8 protein-coding genes and 1 pseudogene are annotated in these 11,614 nt (G+C 74.2%); 3 read left to right on the forward strand and 6 right to left on the reverse strand.

The features are described from left to right. Positions 1-132 precede the first annotated feature (132 nt). Positions 133-1,575, forward strand: a complete 1,443-nt coding sequence (locus ACTHMS_RS15730; protein ID WP_440307614.1) for an MFS transporter — start codon at positions 133-135, stop codon at positions 1,573-1,575. A 6-nt stretch (positions 1,576-1,581) separates the two neighbouring features. Here the strand turns inward: ACTHMS_RS15730 and ACTHMS_RS15735 are convergent, their stop codons facing one another. From ACTHMS_RS15735 to ACTHMS_RS15760, 6 genes and pseudogenes are all read right to left on the reverse strand, one after another. Then, the gene (locus ACTHMS_RS15735) at positions 1,582-3,477 is read right to left on the reverse strand and encodes an alpha-amylase family protein (RefSeq protein ID WP_440307615.1); all 1,896 of its coding nucleotides are present in this window, start codon (positions 3,475-3,477) and stop codon (positions 1,582-1,584) included. 28 nt (positions 3,478-3,505) lie between these two features. Beyond that, positions 3,506-5,569, reverse strand: coding sequence for a sensor histidine kinase (locus ACTHMS_RS15740; RefSeq protein WP_440307616.1), 2,064 nt, complete (start codon positions 5,567-5,569; stop codon positions 3,506-3,508). Between the two features lie 66 nt (positions 5,570-5,635). Then, positions 5,636-7,006 carry an alkaline phosphatase D family protein gene (locus tag ACTHMS_RS15745; protein ID WP_440307617.1) on the reverse strand — a complete coding sequence of 457 codons (1,371 nt, stop codon included), beginning with the start codon at positions 7,004-7,006 and terminating at the stop codon, positions 5,636-5,638. A 104-nt stretch (positions 7,007-7,110) separates the two neighbouring features. Further along, positions 7,111-7,314: pseudogene (locus ACTHMS_RS15750) on the reverse strand (DUF7800 domain-containing protein); the annotation flags it as partial. Between the two features lie 39 nt (positions 7,315-7,353). Then, complete coding sequence (gene galK / locus ACTHMS_RS15755; protein WP_440307618.1) at positions 7,354-8,451, reverse strand: galactokinase; 1,098 nt, start codon at positions 8,449-8,451, stop codon at positions 7,354-7,356. Positions 8,452-8,477: 26 nt separating this feature from the next. After that, on the reverse strand, positions 8,478-9,374 hold the full coding sequence (locus ACTHMS_RS15760; protein ID WP_440307619.1) for an undecaprenyl-diphosphate phosphatase: 897 nt from the start codon (positions 9,372-9,374) through the stop codon (positions 8,478-8,480). A 91-nt stretch (positions 9,375-9,465) separates the two neighbouring features. Here ACTHMS_RS15760 and ACTHMS_RS15765 point away from each other — a divergent pair, with 91 nt between their 5' ends. Together ACTHMS_RS15765 and ACTHMS_RS15770 are read left to right on the forward strand one after the other, a co-directional pair. Next, entirely contained in the window at positions 9,466-10,131 is a 666-nt protein-coding gene (locus ACTHMS_RS15765; RefSeq protein WP_440307620.1) for a response regulator transcription factor, read from the forward strand. Positions 10,132-10,192: 61 nt separating this feature from the next. Beyond that, on the forward strand, positions 10,193-11,614 hold a 1,422-nt coding region (locus ACTHMS_RS15770), incomplete at its 3' end, for a sensor histidine kinase (RefSeq protein WP_440307621.1).

Consider the following 11,614-nt stretch of genomic DNA (forward strand, 5'->3'; position numbering starts at 1 on the left):
GACGCGGCGACGTGGTGGTCGCACCCTTCGAGCTCGTACGGGCCGACGCCGAAAGGCTGCGCGGGCTGCTCGCACCCTCGGGCGCATGACGCGCTGATCGGGCGGCGGATCGGCCAGCTTTACGCTCGACCAGTGGCGTTGGCGGTCGAGGACGAACCGGATCCACGGCGCTGGCTTGCCCTGATCACCTGCTGCTCGGCGCTGTTCATGACCCTGCTGGACGTCAGCGTCACGAACGTCGCGCTGCCGTCGATCGGACGCGCCACCGGGGCCGGCCCGTCGCAGCTGCAGTGGGTGGTGAGCGGGTACACACTGGCCTTCGGCCTCGTGCCGGTGCTCGCCGGCCGCCTCGGCGACGACCACGGCCGCCGGCTGATGTTCCAGGTCGGGGTCGGCACGTTCGCCGCCACCAGCGCGATGGCCGGGCTGTCGCCGACCGCCGGTGTGCTGATCGTCGCCCGCGTGCTGCAGGGGCTCGCCGGCGGGCTCATCAACCCGCAGGTGTCGGGGCTGGTGCAGCAGCTGTTCCGCACGGACGAACGGGGCCGGGCCTTCGGCGTGCTCGGCACGTGCGTCGGGGTGTCGACGGCGCTCGGACCGCTGGTCGGTGGCGCGCTCATCGGACTCGGCGGCCCGCACCTCGGCTGGCGGCTGATCTTCTTCGTCAACGTGCCGATCGGCGTCGCGGTCATCCTCATCGCCCGCCGCCTGCTGCCGAACGACCCGAAGCCCGGCCGGCACCGCCTCGACGTCCTCGGCTCGGCCCTGCTCGGCGGCGCGACCTTCTGCGTGCTGTTCGCGTCCGTCGAGTACGACGCCCTCAAGGACGCGCGGCTGGCTTGGCTCGCCGTGCCCGCGGTGGTGCTCGTCGGCCTGTTCGTGCGGCGCGAGCGACGGCTCACCGACCAGCGGCTCGACCCACTCGTCGACCTGCGGCTGTTCCGCACGCCGTCGTACACGTCGGGCATCCTGCTCGCGATCACGTTCTTCCCGGCGGTGGCCGGCCTGCCGCTCGTGCTCGCCCTCTATTACCAGGACGGTGTTGGCTACAGCGCGCTCCAGTCGGGGCTCGGCATCACCGCCTTCGCGGTCGGCGCGAGCATCTCGGCGCCGCTGGTCGGTCGTGTCGTCACGCGCATCGGCCGCCCGCTCGTCATCGGCGGCGCCACCACGGTCGGTGTCGGCGCGTTGCTGCTCGCGCTGCTCGTCACGCACGGGCCGGCGGGCGACGCGGCGCTCGTGCTCGCTCCGGCGCTGTTCCTCATGGGCATCGGCCAGGGCGCGGTGATCACGCCGAACCAGGCGCTCTCGCTGATGGAGATCGACCCCGTCACGGGCAGCACCGCAGGGGGTGTGCTGCAGACCGCGCAGCGCATCGGGCTGGCGATCGGCCAGGCCGTCGTCGGCGCGTTCTTCTTCGCCGGCGTCTCGGGCGGGCACGGCCGGGCGGCGTACGCCCACGGCCTGCGCTACGCCGTCGGCGCCGGGCTCTGCTTCATCGCGCTCGCCATCGTCATCGGCGTCGCCGACATCGTGCGCAACCGCCGCCGCGCCGCCGCAGATGTGCTGGTGTGAGCGCTGTCAGCCCTCGACGAGCCACATCGCCTGGTACGGCGCCAGCCAGAGGCGTCCCTGCTCGTCGGGTGTCACGGCGGCGCCGGTGAGGGCGTCCACCGGGTGATGGATGCCCACGGCGTGCACCCGGTGGGCCGACCACGGACGCCAGTGCTCGGTGACGTTGAACAGTTCGAGCAGTTCGCCCTCCGGGTGCACTCGCAGCACGGGCAGTACGCCGGGGTCGTCCGGGCTCAACACCTGTGCAGGGGTCGCGGCGTGCAGCGGTGCCAATGAGCGCCGCGTGGCCACGAGGTGCCGCAGCCCGCTCCACAGCTGCTGCGCGGCGGTGCCGGGCACCGTCGCGGCGGCGGCGCGGTCGTCGTCGAACCGCGGCCGGTGCAGCCAGCGGTTGTCGCTCTCGTGCCCGGGCTCGCTCGCCCAGGCGTCGTCCGAGGGCAGCCCGACCTCGTCGCCCATCCAGAGCACGGGGATGCCGCCCCAGCCGAGCACGATGGCGTGGGCGAGCAGCAGCCGCTGTACGGCCGGTGTCACCGCGTCCGGGTCACCGGCGCGCTCGGCCGCGGCCAGCCCCGCCAGCGACGCCGCCATCCCGCTGATCCGCTTGTCGCCGGTCGCCGGGTTGGCCTGGAAGACGAGCCCCTCGGCGAACGAGCCGGGGAACTCGCCGCTGTAGAAGTCGGACAGGAACGCCCGGTGCGCGAAGCCGTTCAGCCCGACGGCCGCGGCGTCGCCGTCGTCGATCGCCCATCCGATGTCGTCGTGGCAGCGCAGGTAGCAGATCCAGGCCGTCGTCGACGGCACCGCGGGCAGCTGGCCGAGCGCGTGCGCGGCGAGGCGCACGTCGCGGCTCGCGAGCATCGACCAGATCTGCACCATGAGCGAGTTGTGGTAGGCCAGGTCGCTCACCTTGCCGTGGTGGCGGCCCTGCCCGAGGTACTGCACGAGGTCGTCCGGCGCCACGATCGCCTCGGCCTTGAGCAGCACCGCCGGCGCGGCCATGCGCAGCACCGCCCGCAGCGCCTGGGCGATCGCGTGCACCTCCGGCTGGTTCTGGCAGTTGGTGCCGAGCCGCTTCCAGAGGAACGCGATGGCGTCGAGCCGGATCACCTCGACGCCGAGGTTCGCCAGCCACAGCACGATGTCGACGTACTCGGCCACCACGTCGGGATTGGTCCAGTTGACGTCCCACTGGAAGCTGTTGAAGGTCGTCCAGACCCAGCCGCCCAGCTCGTCGTCCCAGGTGAAGTTGCCGGGCGCGAAGTCGGGGAAGACCTCGGGCAGCGTGCGCTCGTACGCGTCCGGCTGCGTGCGGTCGGGATAGACGTAGAAGTAGTCGCGGTATTTCGGGTCGCCGGCGCGCGCCGCCTGCGCCCACGCGTGCTCGCGGGCGACGTGGTTCAGCACCAGGTCGAGCACCAGGCTGATGCCCCGCGCGCGCAGGGCGGACGCGAGCTCGCGCAGGTCGTCGACCGTCCCCAGGTCGGGCCGCACGGAGCGGTAGTCGGCCACGGCGTAGCCGCCGTCGCTGTCGCCCGGGCGCGGCCGCAGCAGCGGCATGAGATGCAGGTAGGTGACCCCGAGCTCGTGCAGGTACGGCAGCCGCCGGTGCAGGTCGGGCAGGTCGGCGGCGAGCCGGTCGCAGTACGCCGCGTAGCCGATCATGTGGGGCGACTGGAACCAGTCCGGACGCAGGATGCGGGTCTGGTCGAGACGGTGCAGGTCGTCCGGGCGCTCGGCGTACGCCGCGCCGGCCATCGCGAGCAGCCGAGTCTCGAGCGTCGCGGCGGCCCTGTCGTCGAACAGGGACGCGAGCGCGCTGCGCAGGTCCGGCAGCCAGCGCTCGACACGGAGCTCGAACAGCTCACGGCGCTCGGGCGACAGGTCGGTCAACGCGGCCACGGCCCCATCCTGCCGTGCCCGCCGGTGATCACCTGCGCAGGTGCACCGTGAAGACCGAGCCGCCGCGCGGGCCGGGAGCGTGGGTGACGTCGCCGCCGTTCGCGCGGGCGAGCTGCTGCACGATGTACAGGCCGAGCCCCGTGCCCGTGCGCACCCTCGCGGTGTCGGCCGCGCGCGAGAAGCGGTCGAACAGCCGCGCACGGAACTCCTCGGGCACGCCCGGGCCCTCGTCGTGCACCGCGACGGTGACCTCGCCATCCGCGCGGTCGACGACCACCCGGGTGCAGCCACCGCCGTACTTCGCGGCGTTCGTCAGCAGGTTCACCAGGATCTGGTCGAGATGGCCGGGCTGCACCAGGGCGGTCACACCGTCCAGCGTCTCGACCACCGGCGCCGACTCGGTGAGCTCGAGCGCGTCGGCGAGATGCCGGCCAACCGGTACCCGCTGCGGCCGGGCCACCAGCATCCCGGCCTCGAGGGTCACGAGCGCGAGCACCTCGCCGACGACGGCGCCGAGGCGGCGGGCGTTGCGCTCGATCGCGGTGAACAGCGCCTGCACCTCGGGCAGGCCGCCGGCCGGGCCGTCGTCGTCGGCGCCGAGCTCGCTGGAGCCGTGGATCACAGACAGCGGCGTGCCGATCTCGTGCCCGAGCATGCCGATCAGGTCGAGCTTGAGCTGGTTCGCCGCCTCGAGCTCGTCGTTGCGGCGCGCGAGCTCGGCGGCCGCCGCGTCGCGCTCGCGCTCGGCGGCGCGGCGGGCGGTGATGTCGGTGTTGATCTCGAGCACGACGTCCGGCCGCCCGTCCACCCCGGGGTGCAGCACCTGGCGGCTCTCGACCACGATGGTGCGGCCGTCGGCCGTGCGGTGCTGCAGCTCGCCGGTCCAGCCGCCCGTCCGCGCGATGCGCTCGTCCTGCTCGGCGCCGGACGCGACGTCGGGGAAGACGGTGTGGAGCAACTCGTGCGTCACCCGCCCGACGGCCTGCTCGGCCGGCGTGCCGTACAGCTCGGTCGCGGCGGCGTTCCACCAGCTGATGACGCCGTCGAGCCCGCGCACGATCACGGCGGCCGGGATGAGCTGCAGCAGGCGGGCCTGGTCGGCCAACTGCCGCTCGGCCGCTCGTGCGGTCGTGATGTCCTCGATCTCGGCGAGCAGGCTGGTGATGCGGCCGGACGTGTCCGGCAGCCCGGACGCCTGCACCCTGACCCAGTAGTCGTGGCCGTCGGCGTGCCGGAAGACCCGTTCCGCGCCGAGCGAATCGACCTCGCCGCCGGCCAGCCGGCGCATGCCGTGCTCGACCTCGGCGGTGTGCTCCGGCGCGCGCAGCTGCTGCTGCCGCATGCCGAGCAGCTCCTGCTGCGAGTAGCCGGTGATGTCGGCCGCCGCCTGGTTGACGTGCAGCAGCCGGCCGAGCCCCTCCTCGGTGACGTCGATGAGCAGCATCCCGAACGGCGAGTTGCTGAAGGCGCGGCGGAAGCGCTGCTCGCTCACCTCGAGGGCGGCGACCGCGCGGGTGCGGTCGGCCAGCAACTGCTCGGTGCGCTCGTAGTCGTCGGCGTGCTGCAGCCCCTGCCGCAGGCTCTCGCCGAGCAGTTCGAGGTGCGCGGCGTCCACGTCGTCGAAGGCGGCCGGGTGCGCGCTGGAGATCTTCAGGACGCCCATCGCGTCGTCGCCCGAGAGCAGCGGCACGACCGCCATCGACCGGATGCCGAGCCGCCGGCACGCGGCACGGTCGACCCGGTCGTCGGTCTCGGTGTCGTGGCACATCAGCGTGCGGCGCGAGCCCATGGCGAGGCCGGACAGCGATCCTTCGACGCCGACGGTGGCACCGCCCGCATCTGCAAGCGTGCCCGCGACGCCGGTGTAGACCAGGCGGTCGCCGTCGACGAGCTCGACGACCGAGCCGTCGGCGTGCGGGAAGGCGGTGACCGCGTGCTCGGCGACGAGGCGGGTCACCTCGTCGCGGGTGCGCGCACCGTGCACCGCCCGCTGCGCCTCGACGATGGAACGCAGGGCGCGGGCCGATCGGCCGGCGCCGCCGAACTCGACCTGCGGGCGGGCGGGAGGCGCGACCGTCCCGGTCGGTGCCATGGGGCTCCCTCCGGACGGCATCCTCGCCTCGTCCATCGGCCACCCCCTGCTCGGCTTGAGCGGAGGCTACCCGCGCGGAGGGGCCGTCAACGAGAGCGTGAGGGTGCGCACGAGGCACTGCCGGGTGCCGCGGACCGCCGCGTGGTCGACCTCGACGGTCGCCTCCTCGCCGTCCACCACGACCGTCATGACGCCGTTGCCGAACCACGGCCCGTGGTCGACGTACCAGCTGATCGGCGGTTCGACGACACCGGCCGACCGGGCGAGCCGCCGCAGCGCCGCCACGACCGGCCGGGTCGTCATCGCCCGCTGCACCGCGCGCACGCTGCGCTGCAGCGGGTTGCGGAAGGGCGACATCGTCAGCTGGCGGATGGCCGTGCGCGTCGGGTCGACCCCGGCGACCTCGGCGAGGGCGGTGTACGAGCAGTGCACGTCGCCGCCGAGCAGCGTGATCGTGCGGGGCGGGCACTCACCGGACCCGATCCGGGCGAGCAGCTCGACCACCGCGTCGAACGAGCGCCGGAACGCTGCCCAGTGCTCGAGGTCGAGCCCCTGCCGGATGCGCTCGGCCGTGCCGACGGCACGGCGCCCCCAGGCGCCGCCCGCCACGGCCTCGTCCCAGCCCTCGAGGTGATGGACGCCGGGGGTGAGCAGGAACGGCAGGGTCGAGCCGAGCAGCAGGTGCGTCACCGGACGCTCGGTGGCGCGCTCGACCAGCCACCGGGTCTCGACGGGGTCGACGATGTGGCGGTCGGCCGGGTCGAGCACCCGCGAGCACCGCGCGTCGACGGCGACGAGCCGCACCCGCGGCCCGAAGTCGCGGTGGAAGCTCCAGCGGGCACTGTCCGGCTGCGCGTCCGAGCGGCGGGCGAACTCGTCGAGGCGCTGCGTGCGCTCGTCGTCGCCGATCCCGGACGTCACGACCGGCCACATCGGGTCGTCGGGCAGGTCGTCGGGCGAGAGGTTGCCGAGGTGCTGGTACACCCAGTACGACGCGAAGGCGCCGGTGACGCGGTCGTGCCACCACCGCTCGCGCGTCACCCGGTCGCGCCAGGCCTGCGAGGTGTTCCAGTCGTCGCGCAGGTCGTGGTCGTCGAGCAGCATCAGCGTCGGCACGGTCGAGAAGAGCCAGCGGATCGGCTCGGGCGTCCAGCTCTCGTGGTAGAGCCAGGTGTACTGCTCGAAGTCGCCGATCTCCTCGCGCACGTCGTCGGCCTCGTGCCGGTCGTCGTCCGGGCCGGCGCGGTGCGCGGCGCGCAGCCGGGCCCGCAGCTCGTCCGACGGCTCGTCGGCGTAGATCTGGTCGCCGGCGAGGAACAGCGCGTCGGGCCACTCGCGTCGACCGACCCGTCGCGCATCCGCTCGGCCAGGGCGACGAGGGCGTCGGCGCCGAATCGGTCGAGGTTCTCGGCGTCGAACGGCGCGGCGACGCGGCACGACCCGAAGGCGAAGCGGAAGCGGGCGCCCTCGTCGAGCGTGCGGATCACGCTCGGCGGGAACGCCGACCCGGCGGGCGGCCAGACCTGCTCACCGGCGAGGTGCACGGTGTAGGCGGTGGTCGTCGCAGGTGCCAGGCCGGTGACCTGGACCAGCGAGTAGTGGTGGCCGTGGACGCACCACGTGCGCGCCGCGTGCTCGCCGGCGCCCGCGCAGCGCACGACGATCTCGGCCGGCGCGTCGGTCTCGAACCACAGCGTGGCCCGGGTGGCGTCGACGAAGCGCAGCACGGGGCCGAGAACGATCATCCGTCCGACCCTAACCCCCGTCCCATCCGGAGCGGGCGCTCAGACGGTGCGGGCGCCGTCCGACGGCTCGGCGACGAACCAGCGCGGCTCGTTCCACCCCTGCCGCGCGAAGACCTCCGCCACGGCCGCTCCCGCCGCCTGCGCCTCGTCGACCGGGAGCAGGGCGATGACACAGCCGCCGAACCCGCCGCCGGTCATGCGCGCCCCGAGCGCCCCGTGGGCCAGCAGCGTGTCGGCCGCGGTGTCGATCTCGGGCACGGTGATCTCGAAGTCGTCGCGCATCGACGCGTGCGAAGCCGTCAGCAGCGGGCCGATCTCGGCGAGCCGCGCCTCGCGCAGCAGGGCGGCCACGGCGAGCACGCGCTCGTTCTCGGTCACCACGTGCCGCACGCGGCGCCGCAGCCGGTCGTCGTCGAGCGCCGCGAGGGCGGCGTCGAGGTCGGTGACGTCACGCAGTGCAGCGACGCCGAGCCGCCGCGTCGCCTCGGTGCAGTCGTCGCGCCGGGCGCGGTACTCGCCGTCCACGAGGCGGTGCGGCGCGCGCGAGTCGACGACCAGCAGCGCGAGACCGGCACGGTCGGGTGCGAACGGCACCGCCTCGACGTCCCGCGAGCGCATGTCGCACAGCAGCGCGTGCCCCGCGCGGCCCCGGACGGAGACGAGCTGATCCATCCCGCCGGTCGGGGCGCCGACGAACTCGGTCTCGGCCCGCGTCGCCGCGTCGACCGTCTTGTCGGGCGACAGGGTGCGGCCGAGCGCCGCGGCCACCGCGACGGTCGTCGCGCAGGCGACCGCGGCCGACGACGAGAGCCCGGCGCCGAGGGGCACGTCGCTGTCGAGATCGATGGCCCACCCGCGCCCGGTGGCGTCGAGGGCCCAGACGGCGCCGACGGCGTAGGCGGCCCAGCCGTCGTCGCCGTCGATCCAGGACGCACCCGGCACGAGGTCGGTCACCGTCGCCGCGCGCTGCAGCTGACGCGACCGCACGGTGACGCCGCCGCCCTCGACCGGCGCCACCTCGGCCCGGCAGCCCATCGGCAGCGCCAGCGGCAGCACGAAGCCGTCGTTGTAGTCGGTGTGCTCGCCGATCAGGTTGACGCGGCCGGGCGCCCACGCGCACCAGGACTGCTGGGACATGCGGTCACCCTAGCCGGGCGACCGTCTCAACGGACGTTGAGCCAGACGAGGGCGGCCGCGCCCGCGAGGAGGCAGTAGTAGCCGAACGGACGCAGCGAGCGGTTCGCCAGGTAGCGCGTCAGGAAGCGCACGGACAGGTAGGCGCCGACCCCCGACAGCACCGAGCCGAACAGCACCTGCGGGCGGATGCCGTCACCGAGCGGGCCGGCGAGGTCGCCGAGCTTCAGCGCGCCGGCGGCGAGGATGACCGGCGTCGCGAGCAGGAACGAGAAGCGGGCGGCGTCCTCGCGCGAGAGACCACGGACGAGACCACCGACGGTGGCGATGCCCGACCGCGAGATGCCGGGGGCGAGGGCGAGGATCTGCGTCGCGCCGATCCCGACGGCCGACTTCACGTCGAGTTCGGCGAGCCGCTTGTCCGACTCGGGGCCGGACACGCGCTCGTCGACGTACTCGGAGTCGAGGTCGGTGTCGCCCCGGCGCATCCGCTCGCTGACGAGCAGGATCACGCCGTTGGCCATGAGGAAGCAGGCCGTCGGCGTCGGCTTGGCGAGCGTCGTCCGGAACCAGTGCTCGAGCAACAGGCCGACCAACCCCACCGGGATCGTGGCCAGCACGAGCAGCCAGGCCAGCCGTTGGTCGCTCGTGCGCACCTCGCGCCGCACGATGCTCGTGACGAGACCGCCGACGATGCGCACCCAGTCGCGCCAGAAGTACACGATCAGCGCGATGGCGGTCGCGACGTGCAGGCCGACGATGAAGGCAAGGTAGGGCGACTCGGGCGTCGACACGTTGAGGTCGCGCGCCCACGACCCGCCGACGACCGCCGGCACCAGCACGCTGTGTCCCAGGCTCGAGACCGGGAAGAGTTCCGCCACACCCTGCAACGCGCCGACGACACCGGCCTCGAGCCAACTGAGCATTCGTCGGACGCTACCGGCGGGCGGTGAAAGCAACCTGATCGGCCGCCGTGGGGGTTGCCGGCCTCACGCGCGCGCCACGGATACTGGGCCGATGCCCGGACACCGCGTACTCGTCGTCGAGGACGACCACGGCCTGCGTGACGTGCTGGCGCGCGGCCTGCGGCAGGCCGGCTTCGAGGTGACCACGGTCGCGGACGGCTCGACCGCCCTGCGCACCGCCCGGCCGGGCGAGGTCGACGGGGTCGTGCTCGACATCGGTCTGCCGGACGCCGACGGGCGCGACGTCTGCGTCGCGCTGCGCGCGCGGGGCATCGACGTGCCGGTGCTGTTCCTCACCGCGCGGGGCGCCCTCGGCGACCGGCTGTCGGGGTTCGCGTCCGGCGGCGACGACTACCTGCCCAAGCCGTTCGCCTTCCCCGAACTCGTCGCCCGGCTGACCGCGCTGCTGCGCCGGGCGGTCGACCAGGTCACGGTCGTCGGCGATCTCGAGCTCGATCCGGTCTCGCACGCGCTGCTGTGCGGTGACTCGCGCGTCGCGCTGTCACCGACGGAGTTCCGGCTGCTCGCGCGTCTGATCGGTGCCCCGGGCGCCGTCGTGCGCCGGCACGAACTGGTCACCGCCGGCTGGCCGCACGGGGCCATCGTCTCGGAGAACACGCTCGACCAGTACGTCAGCAAGCTGCGGCGCAAGCTGGCCGAGGTCGGGTCCGACCACGGCATCGAGGCGGCTCGCGGTGTCGGCTTCCGCCTCGTCTGAGGGATCGCCGGGAACCGGTGCGGCGTCCGGCCCGCTGGCCCGGCGCACCCTGCGGGGTCGCGTGTCACTGCTCGGCATCGTCGTCATCGCCGCCTGGGTCGTGCTGCTCACCACCGTCTTCAACGTCCTGTTCACCCGGCGGCTCGGCACCGAACTCGACAACGTGCTGCGCACGCGCGCGGTCACGGCAGCCGCGACCGTCGCCGTCGCGGCGGACGGTCGGCTGCAGGTGAGCGACGCGGTCGACGATGCGGCCCTCGACACCGGCCTGTGGATCTACGGGCTCGGCGGAGCGGGCGCGCCGCGGTCGCTCGAGCGGCCGCCGGGCAGTAAGCGGGTGCAGGACATCGCCGACGCGCTCGCCGCCGCGCCGCGCGGCTACGTCGACCGCGGCGACGACCGGTTGTACGTGCTGCCCATCGACCGCGGCACCCGCCGGGTCGGCACGGTGGTGGCGTCGGCCGCGACGGGCCCCTACGACCGCGCCCAGGACGAGGCCCTGTTCGGCTCGGCCGTGCTCGGCCTGCTGCTGACCCTCGGCGCCTACCCCGTGCTGCGATTCGCCGCGGCCCGGGCCCTGCGTCCGGTGGCGTCGATGACCGACCAGGCGGCCGAGTGGAGCGCCACCGCGCTGACCCAGCGCTTCGGCGCCCACCAGCGCTACCGCGAGATGCAGTCGCTGGCCCGCACGCTCGACGGTGTGCTCGATCGGCTCTCGGCGATCGTGCGGCACGAGCGCGATCTCTCGGCCGAGCTGTCCCACGAGCTGCGCACGCCGCTGAGCCGCATCCTGGCCGAGGCCGATCTCGCGTTGGACGCGCCGGCGCCCGGCCCGGGCGGGCGCGCGCCGGACAGCGCGCTGCGCACGCCGTGCGGGCGCGCGCCGGACAGCGCGCTGCGCACGCCGCTCGTCGCGATCCGCGACAGTGCCCTGGCCATGGAACACATCCTCGAGACGCTGTTCGCGGCCACGCGCGCCGAGCTGCAGCGAGCACCGGGACGCTGCGAGCTGCGCGACGTCGCCGTGACCGCCGCGGGCGCCGCGCGCAGCGACCGCGTGCCGGTGCAGGTCGAGGTGCCCGACGGGCTCGCCGCCGGGGTCGACCCGACGATCGCCCACCGCATCCTGCTGCCGCTGCTGGACAACGCCCAGCGCTACGCCCGCACGCAGGTGGTCGTGACCGCGCACCGGACGCCGGGGACGGTGGTGGTCGACGTCGTCGACGACGGCCCCGGCATCGCCGTGGACGACCGCGAGCGGGTCTTCGAGCCCGGCCAACGCGGGGACGAGGCCGACGGGCACGACGGCGCCGGGCTGGGGCTGGCCCTGTCGAGACGGCTGGCCCGCGCCGCGGCCGGTGACGTCGTCGTCGCCGGGCCCGGCTCCCGGCTGCGGGTGCGGCTACCGCCCCCCCGCACGTCAGCCGGGCGGCTCCGGCAGCTCGGGGGGACCCGGGCCCGTGCGGGACCCCGGGTTGTGCCC

It is taken from the genome of Jatrophihabitans sp. (genome assembly GCF_051960575.1).
GTDB lineage: Bacteria > Actinomycetota > Actinomycetes > Mycobacteriales > Jatrophihabitantaceae > JBQCEE01.

Excerpts from the sequence above, each read along its gene's own strand:
- ACTHMS_RS15740 (WP_440307616.1), bottom strand. The coding sequence starts at position 5,569 with ATGGCACCGACCGGGACGGTCGCGCCTCCCGCCCGCCCGCAGGTCGAG.
- galK (WP_440307618.1), bottom strand. The coding sequence starts at position 8,451 with ATGTCCCAGCAGTCCTGGTGCGCGTGGGCGCCCGGCCGCGTCAACCTG.
- ACTHMS_RS15760 (WP_440307619.1), bottom strand. The coding sequence starts at position 9,374 with ATGCTCAGTTGGCTCGAGGCCGGTGTCGTCGGCGCGTTGCAGGGTGTG.
- ACTHMS_RS15765 (WP_440307620.1), top strand. The coding sequence starts at position 9,466 with ATGCCCGGACACCGCGTACTCGTCGTCGAGGACGACCACGGCCTGCGT.